The following is a 20,307-nucleotide window of genomic DNA, read 5'->3' as shown; positions in this document are numbered from 1 at the left end:
TGGATCGCGCCCGGCACGGCCGCCGACGCCACGATCCTCAGCGGATACGACCACCGCGCCCCGTTCCCAGCGAGGACTGACCCGAGCATGAGGAATCCCTCCCGGTCGACGAGGGCCGCCCCGATCGGGGGATGACCGGGGCGGCCCGACGCAGGACCGACCGCCGGGACGTCGCCTCCACCGGCCGGGCCGCGCGTTCTCCACCCTGGACTCCCGGCTGTGGGCAGGGGAGTATTCCAGGGCTTACTACGCAGAGCGGTCACGTACTTACCGGGAAGGTAAGGATGAACATCGAGATGTGGGTACGGGCGTTGAAGGCCGCCCGGGCTGGTGCCGAGGTCTCCCAGGAAGCGCTGGCGACCGTCATCAGGTGGAGTCCGTCCACGGTGGCCGCCATCGAGACCGGCCGCCGCCGGCCGACAATGGAGTTCGCGGTCGCCGCGGACGAGGCTCTCGCCACCGGCGGCCTCCTCGCCGAACTCCTCAGGGCCGCCGACCGACAGAGGTTGCCGAGCTGGTTCGTCCCGTGGCGTCACCACGAAGAGGAAGCGATCCGGCTGTGTGAATTCGAGCCATGCCTGATTCCTGGCCTGCTCCAGACCGAGGAGTATGCCCGAGCAGTGATCTCGGCCGGTGGTCTGAACCCGGTCAACGTGGTGAACGACCTGGTTGCGGTCCGGTTGGATCGGCAGCAGTTGTGGCAGCGCGCAGAGCCGCCGCAGTGCGTGTTCGTCCTGGACGAGATCGCCCTACGACGCCCGGTGGGTGGACCGGCGGCACTGGACGCTCAGCTCGGTCGGCTGCTGGAACTCGCCGTCCTGCCCAGCGTCAGGTTGCACGTGGTGCCGCTCGATATCGGGGCGCACGTCGGCCTGACCGGCGGATTTCTGCTCGCGGAACTGCCCGACGGTGAACGGGTCACCTACGTGGAAGACGTCGCTCGTGGACACGTGATTGACGACCCCGACGTCGTCCGTCTGATTGGTCGGAAATGGGATAGCCTGCTCGGCGAGGCGCTGTCCGCTGGCGCTTCGCTGGATCTGATCCGGAAGCTGAAGGTGACGCCGTGACCGTTGCTCAACCGCTGTGGCGGACATCGACCAGATCCGGCGACACCGGTGGCGCCTGTGTCGAGGTGGCGGACAATCTGCCCGGTGTCGTGCTGGTGCGGGACAGCAAGGATCGCTCCGGTCCGACGCTCACCTTCGCTCCGGCCGCGTGGCGTGACTTCGTCGCCCAGGCCGCTCTGACCGCCCAGGGCGCCGGCCGGAACGACGGTTAACGACGCGGGGTGACAGTGGCAAGCAGTTCCGGCTGACGGCGGTCCAGCACGTCGCCGGCCAGGTACGCGCCGAGCAACGCCGCGCCCAGCCCGTACGCCGCACCGACCGGCAGGGCCAGCCAGAGCCAGGCGTTGCCGAGCAGCGCGGCAGCCACCACCATCGGCACCCCGATGACCGTCGTGATGATCATGGACAGCAGGGTGAGCAGGCCCTTCGCCACGCCCGCGCCGCTGTTCATCGCGAACGGGTTGCTCGTCTCCGGCAGCGAATATGCCGCGAGCACCGAGACGAAACTGTTCACCGCCAGCCCCGCGCCGTAGGTGGCGGCCAGGCTGCCCAGCATCAGCCCGATCCATCCCGGTCGACCAAGGAGTGCCGACAGCACCACCGCGACGACAGCCAGCATCGGCAGGACGTACAACGAGAATGCGGTCATCCGCGCGCGCAGCTCGACCCGACCGGGCACGCCGGCCACGACGTTCGCCGCGTACGCGTTGCCGTCGAAGCCGAACTGGTTGGCCAGGGTGACCGAGGCGAGTACGCCGACGAAGAGCATCGAGACGGTGACCACGACGGGGGAGCTGTCGCCGACAGCCGCCGTGAACCCCGCGCCGTCCTCGGCCGCGAAGTCCCCGCCCGTGACGTTGATCAACACGGGCACGAAGATGCCGACCACCGCGATCGTGATCAGGTTGGCCCGGCGACGGGCGTCCCGCCACCAGTAACGGGCCTCCCGGGCGACCAGCGCGCCGAACCGGTCCCGCCGGACCCAGCCTGCGGCCCGGGGAAACAGTTGGGCGACCGCCCCACCTGTGGCACCGCGCTGCGCGGGCGCCTTGCCGGTGCTCGCCGTGCCCACCATCGCCGACTCCAGCGAGCGGGACCACCAGGCCAGCAGGGCGACGATCGCCGCCACCGTGATCAGCAGCTTGAGCGGGGCGGCCCACACCCGCCCCTGCGCCACGTCGATGCCGACGGTCCACGGGGCCCCGAACGGCGTCCACCCGAGCACCGTCGCGGCACCGGTCAGCCGGGTCCAGTCCGTCTCGCGCAGCGCCGCCAGGCCGACGATCTGCAACGGCCCGAGCAGCGCGGCGGCCACCGCCAGCAGCACGGCCGCCAGGTCCCGCACCCGGCGGGACCGCAACATACTGGCGAAAGCGCTGGTCACCGCCCGGCTGGCGGCCACGCAGAGCAGCAACCCGGCGAGTACGCCGACCACTGCCACCAGGCCGGCGGACCAGCCGCCCAGCGCCCAGGCGGTCAGCACCAGCCCCAGCACGGCGACCGACATCGCCAGCACCGGCACGCTGACCAGCGCGGCGGCGAACAGGCCGATGACCAGCGTGCGGCGCGGCAGCGGCAGCAGCGCGAACCGGGCCGGGTCCAGCGTCTCGTCCACGCCGAAGAAGACCAGGGGCAGCAGCAGCCAACCGAGCACCAGCAGGCCACCGCCGGCGGCAGCGATCAGCACCGCGTACCGGCCGTTGTCGGCCAGGCCCGGCGCGGCGAAGAGGAAGAAGCCGCTGGCCGCGAACCACAGCCCGACCAGCGCGCCACCGATGAACAGCGCGACCCGCCAGCCCTGACCCCGGAAGTTGTTGCCCATCACCCGCAGCTTGAGGCGCACGAAGTGGCGGGCGGAGACCGTCCGCGCCGGACCGGCGGGCGCGGCGGCGACGTTCACCGGGAGAGCCATGACAGCTCGTCACCGGTCGCGGTGCGCCCGCCGACCACCTCGACGAAGACCTGCTCCAGCGAGCGGCCGCCGCGGACGTCCGCGATCGTGCCGACCCGCTTGATGGTGCCCTGGGCGAGGATCGCCACGTGCGAGCACAGCCGCTCGACGACCTCCATGACGTGACTGGAGAAGATCACCGTGCCTCCGCCGGCCGCGTAGCGGGTGAGGATGTCGCGGATCAGCGCCGCCGACACCGGGTCCACCGCCTCGAACGGCTCGTCCAGCACCAGCACCCGGGGGCCGTGCAGCAGCGCGCAGGCCAGGCCGATCTTCTTCTTCATACCCGCCGAGTAGTCGACCACCAGCGTCCGGCCGGCGTCGCCGAGCGCCAGCACGTCGAGCAGCTCCGCGGCCCGCTGGTCGACCACCGCCGGGTCCATCCCCCGCAACAGCCCGTGGTACGCCAGCAGCTCCGCACCGGTCAGCCGGTCGAACAGGCGTACCCCGTCGGGCATCACGCCGAGCAGCCGCTTGGCCGCGACCGGATCGCGCCACACGTCCTGGCCGAGTACCCACGCCGAACCGGCGTCCGGCCGCAACAGCCCGACCGCCATCGACAGCGTGGTGGTCTTGCCGGCGCCGTTCGGGCCGAGCAGGCCGTAGAAGGAGCCGGCCGGTACGTCCAGGTCGACGCCCGCCACCGCGATCGTGCCGTCAAACCGCTTCGCCAGGCCACGCAGCGCGAGCGCGGGGTGCTCACCAGTCATGGGCCCGACGTTATCCGCCGACCGCCAGTTCCGCCGTCCGGCCGCGGATGGACCCGGGGTCATCCGCGAGGCGGAGTTCGTAGCCTTCCCTCGACTTCTGAAGTAGTGTTGAAGTCGTGTCCATGCCCTTGGAGTCCGTGCCGTTCTCGGAGCTGCTGCGGCAGCCAGCCGAGACAGCCGAGCGGCTGTCCCGCGCCCGCGCGGTGCGGCTGCGCCGCCGCGATGCCGCTGACCTCGTGTTGATGTCCGCCGATCGGGCGGCGGCTGAGGGTGAGGTGGTGGACCTGACCGCCCGGCTGCTGGCCAGCGTCGTGCGCCGGGACCCCACCCTGGTGCGTGAGGCACTGCCGACCGTGTTGCCGTGGGTGCGGTTGCTGCCCCCCGACGACCGTGAGCAGATGGCCAACGAATTCGTCGAGACGGCGGAGGCCGCCGCGGCGATGGGAAACACCGCCGCCGTGTCCCAGTTGCTCGCCGAGTGGCGGCACACAGCCGAGATTCACGCGGACCCCGACCTGCACCGGGTCCTGGCCGCCCCCAGTTCCGGCGACTTCGGGGCGGTGCCCCGCCCGGACGCAGAGTGAGCGCCAAGCGAGGCGATCGGGCAGCGCCGCCACCCCGCCCCGGTGGCTACGTCCTGCGATTCGCCACGAACGACGCGGCCAAGGGCTGGGAGGAACTGTGTCGCCAGGCCGCGGCCAACACCCGCGCCGCCTTCGACGCCATCGAATCCGACCCCTGCCCCTCCCCGCCGACCAGCAGGCAGCACCCCCTGAAGGGCTCTCTCTCCACCGCGGCGCACAACGGGAAGACACTGCCGCAGTGGCAGTACGAGGTCACCGCTGGCGGCCGCATCTGGTATCTCCCCGACCACGACACCCGCACCTGCTGGGTCAAACACGCTGGCACGGGTCACCCCAGGGCAACCGACTGAGCCTGGGGCTGCGCTCACAGGCGCAACGCTTCGGGGGTGTGCAGGCGCAGCATGGTGGCGGCGACGTCGGCCGGTGCGCGTCGGCGGGTCGCCATGGACACCGCGACCATCACGGTGAACGCCAGCGGCACCGTCCAGGCGGCCGGCTGCTCGGTGAGCGTGGCGGGCCAGCCCGACAGCGGCGGGCCGAGCACCGTGACCAGCACCGCCCCGATCGCCGCCCCGCCGCCGGCCAGCACACCGGCGGCGGCGCCCAGGTCGGTAAGCCCCCGCCACCAGATGCCGAGCACCAGCAGCGGGCAGAAGCTCGACGCGGCGACCGCGAAGGCCAACCCGACCACCTGGGACACGTCCAACCCGGAGACGTGCAGGGCCAGCGCCGTTGGCACACCCCCGGCGATGATGGTCGCCAGGCGGAAGCCGCGCACCGAGCCCCGGCCGAGCACGTCCGTCGAGATCACCCCGGCGACGCTGGTCAGCAGCCCCGACGAGGTGGAGAGGAAAGCCGCGAACGCTCCCGCCGCGACCAGCGCGGCGAGCAGCCGCCCGACCAGCCCGTTCCCGAGGGCGGCGCCGGGCAGCAACACCACCACCGCGTCGGTCTGCCCACTGATGAGCAGCTGTGGTGTGTAGATCCGGCCCAGCACCCCGTACAGGGTGGGCAGCAGATAGAAGGCACCGACCAGCGCCAGGACCACAAGCGTCGTCCGCCGCGCCGCCGCGCCGTCGGGATTGGTGTAGAAGCGGACCAGCACGTGCGGCAGGCCCATCGTGCCGAGGAACGTGGCCAGGATCAGGGAGTACGTCGCGAACAGGCCCCGGTCGTCGTCGCCGGCCGCGCTGGGCAGCAACCAGTCCCCCGCGTCTGTGGCCACCCCGGACACCTCCGGCACCGGGTCACCGGCGGCGAAGGACAACTCGTCGCCGGGGCGTACCTCTCGGATGTCGCCGTCGGCCAGGGTGAGGGTCGCGCGGTGCTCGACCACGACGGTGGTCGCGGCCCGGAACGTCGGCCCGTCGGGCGGGGTCACCGCAGGGCGGCCGTCGGCCTGCCACTGCAACGCCAGGAAGATCACCGGTACGGCGAGAGCTGTCAACTTGAGCCAGTACTGGAACGCCTGCACGAAGGTGATCGCCCGCATGCCGCCGAGCGCCACGTTCGCGGTGACCACGGCGGCCACCAGAAGGGCGCCGACGGGGTACGGGGAGCCGGCCACCGTGGCCAGGGTGAGCCCGGCGCCCTGCAACTGCGGCACCAGGTAGAGCCAACCGATGAAGATCACGAAAGCCGTGGCGAGGATGCGCAGGCGACGGGACCCCAGCCGCAGCTCGCAGAAGTCGGGCAGCGTGAACGCGCCGGAGCGGCGCAGCGGTGCGGCCACGAACATCAGCAGGGCCAGGTAGCCGGCGGCGAACCCGACCGGATACCAGAGGACGTCCACGCCGTACTTGAGGACCAGGCCGGCGACGCCGAGGAAACTCGCTGCCGACAGGTACTCCCCGCCGATGGCTGCGGCGTTCCAGGTCGGACTGATCGCCCGCGACGCGACCAGGAAGTCGGAAGTGGTCCGCGCCAGCCGCAGCCCGTAGAAGCCGATCCCGACGGTGACCAGGGTGACCGCGACGATGGCCGGAACCACGTAGTCGTTGCTCACGTCAGCGCTCCGGCCGCTGCACCAGGTCGGTGAAGTCCTGCTCGTTGCGCTCGGCCAGCCGCACGTACGCCCAACCCACCGCGATCAGGAACGGGAACGAGACCAACCCGAGCAGCAGCCAGGGCAGGTTGACGCCGACCACTGTGGTCCGGCCGAGCGACGGTGCGATGGCGAACAGCCAGGGCAGCCCGCCCAGCCCGATGACGACCACCAGTGACAGCCGCAACGCCAGCGCGAGCTGGGCGCGGACCAGGCCGCGAACCAGCGCCTCGCCGACCTGGGTCTGCTGGGCCAACTCGGCGCGGGTCCGCTCGGAGCGGGTGTCCCGCCGGGTGATGTCGGCCAACACGATCCGGGCCCGCCGGGGCGGCGGTACCGCACCGCCCGACCCGACGTCAGACAGTTGCTCGGCCACCCCGGCAGTCTTGCCCGCCCAGCGCGATTGTCAAGCGTTCGCGCTCACCAGCGCACCTCGGCGACACAGTTCGTCGTGCTGCTGGTCACCTGTGTCGCGTCCAGGACCGACCGGGCCCGTTCCCGGCCGAGGTTCGTCGCCCAGAAGCCGTCGTCGGGCAGCTCGAAGGCGATCTCCCGAAGCGCGCACGTCCGCATCGGCTCGGGCAGCCGGGCCAGGGCCGGTACGGCGTCGGCCGACAGCCCGGAGAGGTAGGTGAGGTCGACGCGGCCGGTTTCGAGGTACCTGTCGACGTTCCGGTCCGCGATCAGCCGATCCGGGTTGACCAGGGCCAACCCCAGCAGCGCCAGCACCGCGGTGCCGATCACCAGGCGAGGCAGCCAGTCGGCCCGTAGCCGCGCCACGGCCACGCCGACCAGGACGAAGAGCACCCCGAGCGACAGCTCCACGGTCGCCACGAAGAGCCGCAGCCGGGTGGCGCCGTACGCGTCGGCGTAGACCTGCATGCGGTAGAGCGACGAGGCGACGACGACCAGGCTGAGTGCCGTGAGCACACCGAGCAGCGTCCGGACGAGCAGCCGGTCGGCACGGGTGGCCTTCGGTGCCCGGCGGGCCGCTACGGCGATCACCAGCAGGGTGAGCGCGGTGACGGCGAGCAGTTGCCAGAACCCGCTCCGGGCGTACTCGGCGTAGGTGAGGCCGGCCGTGCGCAGCACGTGCCCCGCGCCGCCGAAGAACACTGTCAACTGCACCAGTACGAAGGCGGCGAACAGGACGTCGAGCAGCACCAACGGCAGGGCCCATTCCAGCCGGTGCACCGGCCGGCCCGGCTTCGCCCGCAGGCTGTCCAGGTCGGGCGGCCGGCTGACCAGGTACGCGCCGCCGAGCAGGCCCAGGCCGATCAGCCCGAGGCGTACCAACCAGCCGACCACGCTGCCCGGCGAGATGTCCGGCAAGAGGCCCGCCAGCAGGTCGGCGAAGACCGCGTCGGCGGAGGAGAACAGCAGGCCGAACAGCGTCAGCAGACCTACCGAGACCGCCAGGCTGGCCACGATCCGCCCGATCCCGGGCCCGGACGAGCGGGTGCGGTGCAGCCCTCGTACCGCCCAGGGGAGCGCTCGGACCGTCGCGGCCGGCGGCAACGTCGCGGCCAGCAGCATCCCGAACGGAGTGCGGCCGCCGGTCACCGCGAGCGTCGCGGTCACCGCGGCGGCGAGCAGGCAGAGCACGAAGAGCCAGCCGGCGGCCCGGACCGTGCCGACGGCTACCAGCGCGACAGTCGCGGCGGCCCAGGCGACCTGCGCCGCCCGCCCCGGTGCCCCCGTGGCACCGGGACGGACGGTGGTCGCGGCCCCCGGCGGAACCGGTGCCGGGGTCGAACCCGGCACAGCGGTTGGCGCCGCCGGAGCGGTTGGAGTCGGCGCTTCGGGTGAAGCCGGTGTAGCGGTTGGACCCGCCGGAGCGGTTGGCGCGGCGGCGACGGGAGTCGGCGCAGCCGCTGCGGCTGACTGGGCCGGCGTGGCCGCCGGTGGCCGCGCGGCGCTGGTGACGGCAGTCGTGCTGGCATCCGCGGTCGACGCGAGGTCGGTGGCCTCCGCCGTGGCCGGCGGCGGACCGGCGGAGGTCGACCCGGGGGTCGACACAGTGGACGCGGTGGTCAGCGGCGGTGCTGGCGGTGAGCCCGGCGCGCCGGGCTGCGGGGCCGATGCGCCGGGCGGCGGTCCCGGTCGGGCATCCGGTGCGGTGGACGCGGTGCGTCCGGTCGGGTCGGTTGCAGAGGACGACGTGCCGGACCGGACGACACCGGCGGTGGCGAGCGCGGCGGTGGCCGCCAACGCGGCGACCAGCCAGCCCAGTCCGGGCCGGACCACAGTCAGTGCCGAGGCGCCGACGACCGCCGCTGCCGTCAACACGCCCAGGAGCAGCGGATGGGCGGCACCGGTCGGACCCGGCCACCGCTGCGCGAGCAGCGACGGTGGCCGTGGCGGAACGGACTGGGACGGCCAGGGTTGCGGTGGCCACGGTTGGGGCCGGCCGGTCGTCGGCGGAGGCGTCGGGCCGGGGCCGAACCAGGGCTGAGCGGGCTGGGCGGGCTGAGCGGCCTGGGTGGCCGGGCCGGGCGGGGTGGGCTGCGGTCCGGTCGGTCTGTCGGCCGGTGCGGACGTGCTGCCGGGGCTGGTCATGCGGCCTCTTCTCGGTGTGGCCCGTTGCTCGGGATGGTGACCCGGATGCGACAACCGGGCTGGGAGTACCTGGCGGCTCCGGCCGGGTCGAGGACCCCGATCTGACCGCCGTGCAGTTCGACGACCCAGCGGGCGATGGCCAGGCCCAGGCCGGTCCCACCGCCGGCCGCCCGGTCGCCGCGGGTGAACCGCTCGAACACGCGGGAACGCTCGGCCGTCGGTATGCCCTGCCCCTCGTCGCTCACCTCGAAGTGGAGTTGGCCGGCGTGTTCCTCGGCGCTCACCCGCACGGTGCCGCCGGGTGGGCTGTGCCGTGCCGCGTTGTCCAGAAGGTTCGCGAACACCTGGTGCAGCCGCCACGGGTCCGCGCGCACGGTCAGCGGCACCGCCAGCTCGCGGAGCTGGAAGTTCACGTCGAGTCCCGCTCCGGCGGCGCTGGCGGTGGCGTGTTCCACCGCCTCGTCCAGGAAGTCCCCCACGTCGATGCGGACCCGGCGCAGCGGCACCACCCCGGCGTCGAGACGGGACAGGTCGAGCAGGTCGGCGACGAGGTGGCCGAGCCGTTCGGTCTGGGACAGCGCCGCGCGCAGGGCCGCGGGCTCCGGCTCGGCGACCCCGTCCACCATGTTCTCCAGTACGCCCTGCAACGCGGTGATCGGCGTACGCAGCTCGTGGGAGACGTTGGCGATCAGCTCGCGCCGGCGCTGGTCCGCCGCGTGCAGGTCCTCGGCCATCTTGTTGAACGCCTGGGCCAGCTCACCCACCTCGTCGCGGGAGGTGGCGCGCACCCGACGGGTGTAGTCGCCGCGGGCCATCGCCCCGGCGGCCGCCGTCATCTCGCGCAGCGGCGAGGTCATCCCGTGGGCGAGCACCTGCGAGGTGACCAGCGCGATGCAGATGACGGTGATGGAGGTGCCCGGCGGGAGCCATCCGATGCCGTACCAGAAGTAGCCGATGGCCACCGCCCAGGAGGCGACCAGCAGAACGCCGAGCTTCATCTTGATCGAGCGGACCGGGTCCAGCGGGCGAGGCAGCGCACGGTCCAGCCAGTCCACCACTCGGTGGTTGGTCACGCGGGCACCTCCAGGGCGTACCCGACGCCGTGCACGGTCCGGATGAGATCGGCGCCGAGCTTGCGCCGCAGGGCCTTGACGTGGCTGTCCACGGTGCGGGTGCCGGTGCCTTCGGCCCAGCCCCACACGTCGGCGAGCAGCCGTTCCCGGGGCAGCACCGTGCGGGGCCGTCCGGCGAGGTGGATCAGGAGGTCGAACTCGGTAGGTGTGAGGTGCACGTCCGCGCCGGAGCGCCGAACCCGCCGCTCGGCCTCGTTGATTTCGATGTCGCCGAGCCGGATGGCGGGTGGCGCGGGCGTCGCGGCACGTTCCATCCGGCGCAGCAGCACGTGTACGCGGGCGGCCAGCTCGCGCATCGAGAACGGCTTGGTGAGGTAGTCGTCCGCGCCGACGGCGAGCCCGACCAGGAGATCGGTCTCGTCGTCGCGGGCCGTGAGCATCAGCACCGGCACCGGCCGGACGGCCTGGATCCGGCGGCACACCTCCAGGCCGTCGAAGCCGGGCAGCATCACGTCGAGGACGACGAGGTCGGGCTGCCCGGCCCGGAACCGCTCGACCGCGCTGGGGCCGTCCGTGGCGATCTCCACGGCGAAACCCTCGGCGCGCAGTCGGGCGGCGACCGACTCGGCGATGGTGCGTTCGTCCTCGACGACCAGGACGCGGCGTTCCTTCATGGGGTCTGACTGTAGGGAGCCACCGTGGAGATCAGTGGGTGGCATTGTGAATAACCTGTGGAGAACGGTTCACCCCTGTGGATAACCCGGGGGTCACGAGGGCTGGCCTCGACGAACCCCCGAGCCTCCGTGTGGACGAACCGAGCGAGCCGTGGCGGCGGCCCGTGCGCGGTTACTCCAGACCGACGCGTACGGGGCGGGCCGAGGCGGAGCCGAGCCAGGTGTGCGGGTTGCCGTACCAGCACCAGCCCAGCTTCGGCGCACCCTGGCTGATCCACAGCGCCGGCACCCGCTTGTCGCCGCACCGCGAGCCGACCAGCGAGAAGCACCTGTTGCTGGCCAGCGCCTCCGGGTGGAGCGTGATGAAGGCGAGCCCCTCGTCGATGGTGAGCGGCAGCCGGTCCTGGGCGGTCATGCCCTCCATCGCCGCGGCCGGCGCGAGGTTGCGGAACTCCTCGCCCCGGTCGACGTCGAAGAGCAGGTACGCCGGCCCGACGGGCACCTCCAGTTCCTTGATCGGGTCGAAGCGCGGCAGGTCGTCCTCGGCGTAGTGCCGGTCGAGGAAGCCGGGCTTGCGCTTGCCGGCCAGGGTGGTGAGTGCGAGCCGGGGCTCCACCCCGATCAGGTCCCGCGTGACGACCAGCAGGAACGGCACCCGGGCGTCGGTGGGTGCGCTCAGGCCGGCGGCGCCGTCGACCGCGCGGGCGCGCAGCGGCGCGACCAGGTCGCGGAAGGCGCTCTCGGGCATCCCGGCCAGGGCCGGATAGCCCAGTCGCACCAGCTGGTCGAGTTGGGTGTCGAACTCGGTCTCGGCGTCGAACGGAGTTTCGTGCACGGCGGCCTCCCGGGTTGTCGTATCCGCTATCGTACAACGTACGGGAGGGTCGGGAGCATTCCCGCCTCAGCGACTCCAGTCCTGCTTCGCCGCCCTGACCAGCTTGTCCTTCAACTCCCGGGTGTGCCGCCGGCTCACCGGCAGCTCGGTGGAGTCGACCACCACCACGTAACCGGAGTTCACCAGGCGCAGCTCCGCGATCAACTTCAACTGCACCAGGTACGACCGGTGCACCCGGACGAAACCGGCATCGGCCCACCGCTCGGCGAGCGTGGCCAGTGAGACCCGCACCAGGTGCGACCCCTCGGCGGTGTGCAGCCGGGCGTAGTCGCCCTGCGCCTCCACCCAGCGCACCGCCGAGCGGGGCAGCATCCGGGTGGTGCCGGCCAACTCGATCGGGATGGTCGGGTCCTCCTCGGCCCGGGCCAGCGCCGCCGGATGCGACGGCACCACCCGTGAGCCGATCACCCGCCGCAGCGACTCGGCCAGCCGTTCGGCGCGTACCGGTTTGCGCACGTAGTCCGTCGCGCCCAGGTCGAACGCGTCCACCGCCCCGTCGTCGTACGCGGTGACGAACACGATCGCCGGCGGCCGGGCGAACCGGCGCAGCACCCGGGCCAGCTCCATGCCGTCCAGGCCGGGCATCCGGATGTCCAGGAAGACCACGTCCACGTCACCGTCGCGCAGCAGCCGCAGCGCCTCGGTGGCGTCCCCGGCGGTGTGCAGGCGGGCCACCCGGGGGTCGGCCCGCAGGTGGTACGCCAACTCGTCGAGCGCGGGCGGCTCGTCGTCCACCGCCAGCACCCGCAGGAAACCGGTGGTCACGAGCCGGCCCGTACGCCCGGGTGGAACTTCGGCACCCGCATGCTGACCCGGGTGCCCGAGCCCAGCCCGGTCTCGACGACCAGACCGAACCGGTCCCCGAAGACCGACCGCAGTCGCTCGTCGACGTTGGAGAGGCCGACGTGCTGGCCCGGGTCGTCTCCCGGATCGCCGGTGCTGCGGGCCAGCTCGGCGATGCCGGCGGTCAGCGTGGTCGGGTCCATTCCCACCCCGTCGTCCTCCACCGTGATGTGGCATTCGGCGCCCGCGTCCCGGGCCTCGATGCTCACCATGCCCGTGCCCGGCTTGCGGGACAACCCGTGCCGGACGGCGTTCTCCACCAGCGGCTGAAGGCAGAGGAACGGGAGCGTCACCGGCAGCACCTCCGGGGCGATCTGCAACCGCACCTGCAGCCGGTCGCCGAACCGGGCCCGCTCGATCGTCAGGTACCTGTCGATCGAGCGCAGCTCCTCGGCGAGGGTGGTGAACTCCCCGTGCGCCCGGAACGAGTACCTGGTGAACTCCGCGAACTCCAGGATCAACTCCCGGGCCCGCTCCGGATCGGTGCGGACGAACGAGCCGATCGCGGTCAACGCGTTGTAGATGAAGTGCGGGCTGATCTGCGCCCGCAACGCCCGGACCTCCGCCCTCGCCAGCCGCTCCCGTGACGAGTCCAGCTCGGCCAGGGCGAGCTGGTTGCCCGCCCAGTGCGCCGTCTCCAGGGTGGCCTGGACCAGTCCCGGCGCCGGCGCGCTGTCGGCGATCGCCACCAACGCACCGACCACCCGCGCGTCCGCGCCGTGCAGGGGCGCGACCACCGCACCGCGGATCGGGCAGTCGACCCGGTCGCACCGCAGGTCGGACTCCCCGAGCACCGTCGAGCGCCCGGTGGCCACCGACCGCTGGGCCGCCGCGAGCAGTTGCTCACCGTGGTGCGTGCCGCGCCCGTCGAGGGCGAGCACCTCGTCGGCGTCCGTGAGCGCCAGCCCGACCGCGCCCACCAGGGCCCGCAGATGGCGTACGGCTTTCGTCGCGCCGGCCGCGCTCAGTCCCGCCCGCAGTGGCTCGGCGGCCAGGCCGGCGGTGTGCAGCACCTCGTAGGTGGCCCGTTGTGTGGCGGTGGCGATGCCGCGCCGGGCGCGCAACCGCAGCACCGCCAGCAGAGCCGCGGTCAACGCGGTGACCAGCGAGACGACGCCGACGACGGCGGAGAGGTTGCCACCCACGCAGCGATCCTGACGGCTCGCCGCCCTCAGCGCTAGTACGCGCCCTTGCGGGCGAGCACCACTCCGACGGTGCGCCAGAGGATGCTCAGGTCGTACGCCAGCGACCAGTTGTCGACGTAGTAGAGGTCCAGCCGGACGGCCTCGTCCCAGGAGAGGTCGGAGCGGCCGGAGACCTGCCAGAGACCGGTCATGCCGGGGCGGACCAGCAGGCGGCGGCGCACGTCGCCCAGGAAGTCACCATCGTCGGCCGGCAGTGGGCGGGGCCCGACCAGCGACATCTCACCCCAGAGCACGTTGATCAACTGCGGCAGCTCGTCCAGCGACGAGGCCCGCAGGAAGCGACCCACCGGGAAGACCCGGGGATCCTGCTTCATCTTGAACAGCATGCCGTCGGTCTCGTTCTGGTCGGTCAGGCTGGCCAGTCGGTCCTCGGCGTCGACGTACATGGTCCGGAACTTCCACACCCGGAAGGTGCGCCCCTCGTGCCCCACCCGGGGCTGGCGGAAGAACACCGGCCCGGGGTCGGAGATGCGGATCGCGACGGCGACGGCGACGAAGAGGGGGATCAGCAGCAGCAGGCCCAGGCCTGCGGCGACCCGGTCCATCAGGTTCTTGGCCAGCAGCGCCGGCCCGGAGAGGGTCGGCTCCTCGACGTGCAGCAGCGGCAGACCCTCGATCGGCCGGATGTGCACCCGAGGGCCGGCGATGTCGGTCAACTGCGGTGCGACCACCAGGTCGACGCCGGAGCCCTCCAACTGCCAGGCCAGCCGGCGCAGCTCGCCCGGCTCGGCGCTGGCCGACCCGCAGACGGCGATGGTGTCCCCGCCGACCTCGCGGACCAGGGCCAGCACGTCGCGCCCGGCGTGCACCGGCACCGGCGTCGGCATCCCCCGCGCCGCCGCGTACCCGTCGGTGATGTGGATGGCGACCGGGACCAGCCCGGCGTTCGGGCTGCGGGTGACCGCCGCGTACACCTCCAGGCACTCCGGCAGGGTGCCGACCAGCACCATCCGGTGCGCGGCCTGACCGGCCCGCCGGCGGATGTAGTGCAGCGCCCAGCGGGCCACGAAGCGGCCCCACAGGATCAGCAGGAGCGCCCCGAGCAGTGCCGTGCCTACCGTCCACCGGGACAGCGCGGTCTTGGTGGCGAACGCGAGGAAGGAGACGCTGGCCGCGACCGTGACGGCGGCCCGGATGACCCGCTTGAACTCGTCCGGCCCGAGCCCCAGGTAGCGCCGGTCGTACGCCCGGTTGCTCCAGAGGATGACCACCCAGCCCAGCGGCAGCAGCAGGTAGGAGACGGTGTGGAACCAGGTCGGATCCTGGTTGGTGCCGGAGAAACCGGAGGCGGCCTGGTCGAAGAGCTGGATCGCGATCCAGCTGGCGAACGCCGCCGCGCCGAAGTCGAGCAGCAGCAGGATGGCGGTGTAGGGACGGTGCCAGCGGGAGACACGGCGTCGCGCCCTGGCCCAAGCCGACCGGGGGACGCCGTTGTGGGACGGCGGCGTCGGCGGCTGGATCTCGAAGCTGTCGACGTGCCGCACGAGTCTGCTCCGGCCTTCGTTGGATACCGGGCGCTGGAGGCTTGCCGTCACCTCACCCATGTCCTCCCGCATGACACGGGCCGCTCACTCGGCGTGAGGGCCCGGGTCGCCCACCGTCCCAGTCTCCCACGCGGGCTCCGACCGGTCGTCGCCCCGAAGGAGATTGGCGACCGATGGTGCCGGCGAGATCTGGCCGGCTCCGCACCATTTCAGAAGCCGGGGACCGGGCCACTATACCGATGGATGTGCGTGTGGCGAGAATGGCGGACGGGAGCTTCGGCGCAGTCTGGCCGATTCCGCTCCGTAGTCGCCGAGTGGAATTACTCACCGTACAAGGCGGGACAACCGTCGGTCAGCCAGCGGTTTGCCGCCCGTCTGGCACGTCGCGCAGTACTGGAGGCTCGAGTCGGCGAACGACACCTCCCGCACGGTGTCCCCGCAGACCGGGCAGGGCAGCCCGGTGCGGGCGTGCACCTTCAACCCGGACCGCTTCTCACCCTTCAGCTCGGCGGCACGCTGGCCGAGGGACCGCTCGACCGCGTCACCGAGCACCTGGCGGGTCGCCGCGTGCAGGGTGGCGAGCTGGGCGTCCGTGAGCCGGTCGGTGATCGCGAACGGGGACAGCTTCGCGGCGTGCAGGATCTCGTCCGAGTACGCGTTGCCCACCCCGGACAGCACCGACTGGTCGGTCAGCACCCCCTTGAGCTGCCCACGCCGACTGCGTAGCCGCTCGGCGAAGGTGGGCAGGTCGGCGGCGAGCGCGTCGGGGCCCAGCTTGGCCACCCCGGGCACCGTCGCCGGGTCGGTGACCAGGTACGCGGCCAGCTTCTTCTGGGTGCCGGCCTCGGTGAGGTCGAAGCCGGAGCCGTCGTCGAGGCGGACGCGTACCGCGATCGGGCCCTTGCCGGGTCGCAGCGGCGTCGTCGATCCAAACGCCTCCCGGTAGTGCAGCCAGCCCGCCCGGGCCAGGTGGACCACGAGGTGCAGATCACCCTCGACGACCACGTCGAGGAACTTGCCGTGCCGTCGGGCGTCGACCACCGCCCGACCGGCGACCGCGGCGGGTGCCGGGTCGTACGTCTTCAGGGCGCTGATCGCGGCGATCTCCAGCCGGTCGACACGCCGCCCCACCGCGCGCTGCCGCAGGTAGCCTGCGAGCGCCTCAACCTCCGGTAGTTCGGGCACCAACCAACGGTAGCCTTCTTTCCCGTGAGAATCGTGGTGGCGCACAACCGGTACCGGGAAGCTCAGCCCTCCGGCGAGAACACGATGGTCGACTCGGAGATCGCTCAGCTCACCGCTGCCGGCGTCGAGGTGCTGCCCTTCATCCGCAGCTCGGACGAGATCCCGTCGATGTCGAAGGCCGCCAAGGCGCTGCTGCCGATCTCGCCGATCTGGGCGCCGCGTGCCCAGCAGGATCTCAGCCGGCTGCTCACCGGGCACCGCCCGGACGTGCTGCACCTGCACAATCCGTACCCCCTGATCTCGCCGTGGGTGGTGCGGACCGCGCACCGGCACGGTGTGCCGGTGGTGCAGACGGTGCACAACTACCGGCAGGTCTGCTCGTCGGGGATCTACTTCCGCGACGGGGTGATCTGCCAGGACTGCAAGGGTCGGGCGCTGGGCGTGCCGGCGATCAGGCACCGGTGCTACCGCGACTCGACGGCGCAGAGCGCGCTGATGGCGACCACCCTGGCCGTGCACCGGGGCACCTGGCGCTCGGTGGACCGGTTCATCGCGCTCACCACCGCCATCGCCGACCACCTCCACGATTACGGCATTCCGGACGATCGGATCGTCGTGAAGCCGAATGCCGTACCCGATCCGGGCCGGCCGGCCCCACTGGGTGACGGCTTCCTCTACATGGCCCGGCTCTCGCCCGAGAAGGGTGTCGACCTGCTGCTGGACGCCTGGCGTCGGCATCCGGTGGGCGCCCTGGGCACGCTGCGTGTGGCAGGTGACGGCGAGCTGCGCCCGCTGGTGGAGGCCGCCGCCGCCGAGCGACCCGATGTGGTCTACCTCGGTCAGCTCGACCGGGCCGGGGTACGCGCCGCGGTCGAGGCGAGCGCCGTGGTGATCGCGGCCTCGATGTGGCACGACGTGCTGCCGACCGTGATCATCGAGGCGCTGGCCAGTGGCCGGCCGGTGCTCGGCACCGCGTTGGGCGGCATCCCGTACCTCGTCGGAGCGGACGCCCCGCACGAGCCCGCCGGCACCGGCCCGGCCGAGACCGCCTCGGCGGTCGCCGGCGGCGGCGGGCCGGTCATGCCGGCCGGGATCGGCCTCGGCGAGGCCGGCTGGGTGGTGGCTCCGGAGCCGGCCGCGCTGGCGGCAGCCCTGCCGGTGGCCCGTGCCGGCGCGTCCGGGTTGGCGCTGGCCGCCCGCGCCCGCTACGAGCGGACCTTCCACCCCGACGTGGTCACCAAGCAGCTCATCGACATCTACGCGGGGATGGCCCACGCCGTAACTCCGTAACTCCGGAGCGCGGGAGCGCCGAAATCCGGGAGGAGAGCACCTACTGTTCGCTCCCTTTGCTCTGCTTCAGCGGAGGAAACACCCGGTGTCCGGATATCGGACGCCACGTGTTTCCTGGGCTGAAGCAGAGCAAAGGACGACTCGAACACCCTTGGCGCCGGTCTGGGAGCGGCGCGGGCGGGGGATCAGCGCAGCGAGGCGCGGGCGGAGAAGGCGATGCTGGCCAGCAGGAAGCCGCCGTTGACGATCGTGAACGCCACCAGCACCCAGAGGACCAGCGCGGGGGCCACGGCCAGCACCACTGCGGCCACGAAGACCACCGCGCCGTAGTCGCGGACCAGCTTGGCCAGGCGTACCGGCAGCGAGGTCGAGGTGACCATGCTGGCCGCGTTCGGGCCGGACTGCATCACCGACGTGACCAGGTTGACCATCCAGGTGCCCGCGAAGGTCGCCACGAGCCAGGTAGGCGTCGACGGCTCCTGCGCCACGGCGGTGGCGGCCAGCGCGGCCACCAGGGCGATCTGTGCGGCCACGTCGCAGAGAATGTCGATCCGTCCGCCGGCCGGGCTGCCCTGGCCGGTCACCCGGGCGAGCTGCCCGTCGGCGCAGTCCAGGGAGTACGCGACCTGCCAGCCGATCAGGGCGAGCAGGCCGACCACCCAGGCCGGTACGTCCCCGTCGGCGACCGGCCCGGCGAGCGCCACGACGGTGACCGAGGTGGCCAGCCCGAGCACCAGGTTGGTGAGGGTGAGCGCGGTCGGGCGCAGCCCGAGGCGTTGCGCGACCAACGCGAAGACGGCCCCGAGCCACTGGCTGATCGACTCGCTGAACAGGCCGCCGCCCCGGTTCACCCGGTGGAAGTCGGCGACGGTGGGACGGGGGTCAGCCAAGCTGGTCGCGGATTGCACCGGCGTAGTCTGCCAGCCGCTCCCGCGTCTCGGTAGGCGACAGGGCCAGGTGCTCGAGGATCGTGTACCGGTCCGGTCGGGTACGCGGCGCGAACTGCACCGCCTCGATGAACTGGTCGTCGGTGAGCCCCACCTCGGCGGGCAGTCGGGGCAGACCGTGCCGGGCGAGGCAGGCCGACATCTCCCCGAAGCGGCGCAGGTCTCCGCGCAGCCAGGTGCAGAACAGCGCGCCCAGCCCGGCCAGCTCACCGTGCGAGGCGGTGCCGGGGAAGAGCGAGTCGACGGCGTGCATGATCTCGTGACAGCCGCCGCTGGACGGACGGCTGGTGCCGCAGACCGCCATGGCCAGACCGCTGGAGATCAACGCCTCGGCCAGCACGGTGACGAAGGCGTCGTCGGTCATGTCGCCGGGGTGGTTGAGCACCGCTTCGGCACCCGCCCGGGCCAGCGAGGCGGCCAGCCCGTCGACCGGTTCGCCGCGTACCCGCCGGGACAGCTCCCAGTCAGCCAGCGCGCTGATGTTGCTGATCACGTCGCCGATGCCGGCCCGGTTGTGCCGGTCCGGGCCGCTCTCCACGAAGTCCAGGTCGACGATCACCGCGATGGGGATGTGCACCCCGTAGGAGCCCTTGATCCCGTCGGTGATCAGGCTGGCCACCGGGGAGCCGATCCCGTCGTTGGCGAGGCTGGTCGCCACCGACACCATCGGCAGCCCGCGGCGGGTGGCCGCGTACTTGGCCACGTCGATGGTCTTGCCACCGCCGATGCCGACCACCGCGTCGTACGACCGGGCGCGGAGTTTGCCGCCCAGGTCGTCGGCGGCGTCGAGGGTCGCCCCGGCGACGGTGAACACGTCGGCCGAGCGCAGCGACGGTCGGATCAGCTCCGCGATCTGCGCGCCCTGACCCGGGCCGACGACCACCGCGACGTCGCCGCCGGCGGAGATCCGCCCGTCGGCGAGGATCGCGGCCAGGTCGGCGACCGCCCCGCGCCGCACGTCGATGTGCAGCGGGGTGAGGACGCTCCGAGCTAGTAGCGGCACGCGATCTCCCGTGCGCGGGCCAGGTCGGCGTGGTTGTCGACCTCGACCCAGGGGACGTCGCCGATGGGCGCCGCCCGCACCTCGCCGCCCCGGTCGGCGAACTCCTGGTAGCCGTCCTCGTAGTAGAGGTTCGGGTCCCGCCGCCAGGTCGCCTCCAGGGCGTCGGCCAGGGCGTCGGCGACCTGCGGCTCGATAAGCGTCGCGCCGATGTACTCCCCGTACGCCTCGCCCGGGTCCATGATCTTGGTGATCCGGGTGAGCTGGCCGGCGGCGTCGAAGGTGGTCTTCATCTCCTCCTCGGCCAGCGGCTTGAGGGTGTCCACCGCGAGCAGGATGCCCGGGCCGCGCTCGGCCAGCAGCGTCTTCTCGATGCTCACCGGGTGCACGGTGTCCCCGTTGACCAGCAGCACCCCGCGCGCGAAGTACTCCCGGGCCAGCCAGAGGGAGTAGGCGTTGTTCCACTCCTCGGCCTTGTCGTTGTGCACCAGGGTGAGCGTGACCCCGTACTTCTTCTCCAGGTCGGCCTGCCGCTCGCGGACCGCGTCCGCCGCGTAGCCGACCACGATCACGATGTCGGTGAGCCCGACCTCGGCCAGGTTGCCCAGCGCGATGTCCAGGATCGTCGTCTCGCCGTCCACCGGCACCAACGCCTTGGGCAGGGTGTCGGTGTACGGGCGCAGCCGTCGTCCCGCGCCGGCCGCGAGCACCATTCCGATCATCGCGACATCCTCCCTCGTCCTGCTCCCCGTCACCGCTGGAGGATAGCGCCGGCCGGCCGTGCCGCTCCGGC

The 20,307-nt window shown here is 72.3% G+C and carries 21 protein-coding genes; 6 read left to right on the top strand and 15 right to left on the bottom strand.

Annotation, left to right across the window (positions count from 1 at the left end):
* The first annotated feature begins 284 nt into the window (after window positions 1-284).
* Both B0E54_RS08000 and B0E54_RS07995 read left to right on the top strand, forming a co-directional pair.
* Window positions 285-1,070 carry a helix-turn-helix transcriptional regulator gene (locus tag B0E54_RS08000; RefSeq protein ID WP_234582695.1) on the top strand — a complete coding sequence of 262 codons (786 nt, stop codon included), beginning with the start codon at window positions 285-287 and terminating at the stop codon, window positions 1,068-1,070.
* A complete protein-coding gene (locus tag B0E54_RS07995; RefSeq protein ID WP_234582628.1) occupies window positions 1,067-1,282 on the top strand; it encodes a DUF397 domain-containing protein in 216 nt (71 codons plus the stop codon). The genes B0E54_RS08000 and B0E54_RS07995 overlap by 4 nt, the downstream gene beginning before the upstream one ends.
* Here the strand turns inward: B0E54_RS07995 and B0E54_RS07990 are convergent.
* Together B0E54_RS07990 and B0E54_RS07985 are read right to left on the bottom strand one after the other, a co-directional pair.
* Complete coding sequence (locus B0E54_RS07990) at window positions 1,279-2,982, bottom strand: ABC transporter permease (RefSeq protein WP_234582627.1); 1,704 nt, start codon at window positions 2,980-2,982, stop codon at window positions 1,279-1,281. The genes B0E54_RS07995 and B0E54_RS07990 overlap by 4 nt on opposite strands.
* Window positions 2,967-3,731: an ABC transporter ATP-binding protein gene (locus tag B0E54_RS07985; RefSeq protein ID WP_234582626.1), complete on the bottom strand. Its 765-nt coding sequence runs from the start codon at window positions 3,729-3,731 to the stop codon at window positions 2,967-2,969. Before B0E54_RS07985 ends, B0E54_RS07990 begins: the two co-directional genes overlap by 16 nt.
* Window positions 3,732-3,853: 122 nt before the next feature.
* On the opposite strand from B0E54_RS07985, the gene B0E54_RS07980 reads away from it, so the two are divergent.
* Both B0E54_RS07980 and B0E54_RS07975 read left to right on the top strand, forming a co-directional pair.
* A complete protein-coding gene (locus B0E54_RS07980) occupies window positions 3,854-4,315 on the top strand; it encodes a hypothetical protein (protein ID WP_234582694.1) in 462 nt (153 codons plus the stop codon).
* Window positions 4,312-4,665: a hypothetical protein gene (locus B0E54_RS07975; protein ID WP_234582625.1), complete on the top strand. Its 354-nt coding sequence runs from the start codon at window positions 4,312-4,314 to the stop codon at window positions 4,663-4,665. The genes B0E54_RS07980 and B0E54_RS07975 overlap by 4 nt, the downstream gene beginning before the upstream one ends.
* Before the next feature lie 14 nt (window positions 4,666-4,679).
* Here the strand turns inward: B0E54_RS07975 and B0E54_RS07970 are convergent, their stop codons facing one another.
* The 3 genes from B0E54_RS07970 to B0E54_RS07960 are packed head-to-tail and all read right to left on the bottom strand — an operon-like array spanning window position 4,680 to window position 8,123.
* Window positions 4,680-6,320 (bottom strand): cation acetate symporter, encoded by a 1,641-nt coding sequence (locus tag B0E54_RS07970; protein WP_234582624.1) that lies wholly within the window; start codon window positions 6,318-6,320, stop codon window positions 4,680-4,682.
* A gap of 1 nt (window position 6,321) precedes the next feature.
* Entirely contained in the window at window positions 6,322-6,735 is a 414-nt protein-coding gene (locus B0E54_RS07965; RefSeq protein ID WP_234582623.1) for a DUF485 domain-containing protein, read from the bottom strand.
* Between the two features lie 44 nt (window positions 6,736-6,779).
* A complete protein-coding gene (locus B0E54_RS07960; RefSeq protein ID WP_234582622.1) occupies window positions 6,780-8,123 on the bottom strand; it encodes a DUF4153 domain-containing protein in 1,344 nt (447 codons plus the stop codon).
* A gap of 130 nt (window positions 8,124-8,253) precedes the next feature.
* Between B0E54_RS07960 and B0E54_RS07955 the strand changes: the two genes are divergently transcribed.
* Entirely contained in the window at window positions 8,254-8,814 is a 561-nt protein-coding gene (locus tag B0E54_RS07955) for a hypothetical protein (RefSeq protein ID WP_234582621.1), read from the top strand.
* 100 nt (window positions 8,815-8,914) lie between these two features.
* On the opposite strand, the gene B0E54_RS07950 is transcribed toward B0E54_RS07955, so the two are convergent.
* The 7 genes from B0E54_RS07950 to B0E54_RS07920 form a co-directional block, all read right to left on the bottom strand.
* Window positions 8,915-9,991, bottom strand: coding sequence for a HAMP domain-containing sensor histidine kinase (locus B0E54_RS07950; RefSeq protein ID WP_234582620.1), 1,077 nt, complete (start codon window positions 9,989-9,991; stop codon window positions 8,915-8,917).
* Complete coding sequence (locus B0E54_RS07945) at window positions 9,988-10,665, bottom strand: response regulator transcription factor (RefSeq protein WP_234582619.1); 678 nt, start codon at window positions 10,663-10,665, stop codon at window positions 9,988-9,990. The genes B0E54_RS07950 and B0E54_RS07945 overlap by 4 nt, the downstream gene beginning before the upstream one ends.
* Window positions 10,666-10,837: 172 nt before the next feature.
* Window positions 10,838-11,500 (bottom strand): DUF5701 family protein, encoded by a 663-nt coding sequence (locus tag B0E54_RS07940; protein ID WP_234582618.1) that lies wholly within the window; start codon window positions 11,498-11,500, stop codon window positions 10,838-10,840.
* A 66-nt stretch (window positions 11,501-11,566) separates the two neighbouring features.
* Window positions 11,567-12,325: a LytTR family DNA-binding domain-containing protein gene (locus B0E54_RS07935; RefSeq protein ID WP_053651534.1), complete on the bottom strand. Its 759-nt coding sequence runs from the start codon at window positions 12,323-12,325 to the stop codon at window positions 11,567-11,569.
* On the bottom strand, window positions 12,322-13,548 hold the full coding sequence (locus tag B0E54_RS07930) for a sensor histidine kinase (RefSeq protein ID WP_234582617.1): 1,227 nt from the start codon (window positions 13,546-13,548) through the stop codon (window positions 12,322-12,324). The genes B0E54_RS07935 and B0E54_RS07930 overlap by 4 nt, the downstream gene beginning before the upstream one ends.
* Window positions 13,549-13,580: 32 nt before the next feature.
* Window positions 13,581-15,152 (bottom strand): sugar transferase, encoded by a 1,572-nt coding sequence (locus B0E54_RS07925; RefSeq protein WP_234582693.1) that lies wholly within the window; start codon window positions 15,150-15,152, stop codon window positions 13,581-13,583.
* Window positions 15,153-15,416: 264 nt separating this feature from the next.
* Window positions 15,417-16,277: an Fpg/Nei family DNA glycosylase gene (locus B0E54_RS07920; RefSeq protein ID WP_234582616.1), complete on the bottom strand. Its 861-nt coding sequence runs from the start codon at window positions 16,275-16,277 to the stop codon at window positions 15,417-15,419.
* Window positions 16,278-16,301: 24 nt separating this feature from the next.
* Here B0E54_RS07920 and B0E54_RS07915 point away from each other — a divergent pair, with 24 nt between their 5' ends.
* The gene (locus B0E54_RS07915) at window positions 16,302-17,567 is read left to right on the top strand and encodes a glycosyltransferase family 4 protein (protein WP_234582615.1); all 1,266 of its coding nucleotides are present in this window, start codon (window positions 16,302-16,304) and stop codon (window positions 17,565-17,567) included.
* A gap of 185 nt (window positions 17,568-17,752) precedes the next feature.
* Here B0E54_RS07915 and B0E54_RS07910 read toward each other — a convergent pair whose 3' ends face one another.
* Genes B0E54_RS07910 through B0E54_RS07900 form a run of 3 tightly spaced genes read right to left on the bottom strand, consistent with a single transcriptional unit; the run spans window position 17,753 to window position 20,236 of the window.
* Complete coding sequence (locus B0E54_RS07910; protein ID WP_234582614.1) at window positions 17,753-18,475, bottom strand: CDP-alcohol phosphatidyltransferase family protein; 723 nt, start codon at window positions 18,473-18,475, stop codon at window positions 17,753-17,755.
* Complete coding sequence (locus B0E54_RS07905; protein WP_234582613.1) at window positions 18,450-19,517, bottom strand: iron-containing alcohol dehydrogenase family protein; 1,068 nt, start codon at window positions 19,515-19,517, stop codon at window positions 18,450-18,452. Before B0E54_RS07905 ends, B0E54_RS07910 begins: the two co-directional genes overlap by 26 nt.
* Window positions 19,505-20,236, bottom strand: coding sequence for a sugar phosphate nucleotidyltransferase (locus tag B0E54_RS07900; RefSeq protein WP_007453659.1), 732 nt, complete (start codon window positions 20,234-20,236; stop codon window positions 19,505-19,507). The genes B0E54_RS07905 and B0E54_RS07900 overlap by 13 nt, the downstream gene beginning before the upstream one ends.
* Between the last annotated feature and the right edge of the window lie 71 nt (window positions 20,237-20,307).

Origin of the sequence: Micromonospora sp. MH99 (assembly GCF_021442385.1) — a bacterium.
Lineage (GTDB): Bacteria > Actinomycetota > Actinomycetes > Mycobacteriales > Micromonosporaceae > Micromonospora.
This window is presented reverse-complemented; position numbering and strand designations above follow the sequence as displayed.

Bases quoted from the DNA above. Each gene is read 5' to 3' on its own strand.
- B0E54_RS08000 (WP_234582695.1), top strand. From the start codon at position 285: ATGAACATCGAGATGTGGGTACGGGCGTTGAAGGCCGCCCGGGCTGGT.
- B0E54_RS07990 (WP_234582627.1), bottom strand. From the start codon at position 2,982: ATGGCTCTCCCGGTGAACGTCGCCGCCGCGCCCGCCGGTCCGGCGCGG.
- B0E54_RS07985 (WP_234582626.1), bottom strand. From the start codon at position 3,731: ATGACTGGTGAGCACCCCGCGCTCGCGCTGCGTGGCCTGGCGAAGCGG.
- B0E54_RS07980 (WP_234582694.1), top strand. From the start codon at position 3,854: ATGCCCTTGGAGTCCGTGCCGTTCTCGGAGCTGCTGCGGCAGCCAGCC.
- B0E54_RS07945 (WP_234582619.1), bottom strand. From the start codon at position 10,665: ATGAAGGAACGCCGCGTCCTGGTCGTCGAGGACGAACGCACCATCGCC.
- B0E54_RS07925 (WP_234582693.1), bottom strand. From the start codon at position 15,152: ATGGGTGAGGTGACGGCAAGCCTCCAGCGCCCGGTATCCAACGAAGGC.
- B0E54_RS07900 (WP_007453659.1), bottom strand. From the start codon at position 20,236: ATGATCGGAATGGTGCTCGCGGCCGGCGCGGGACGACGGCTGCGCCCG.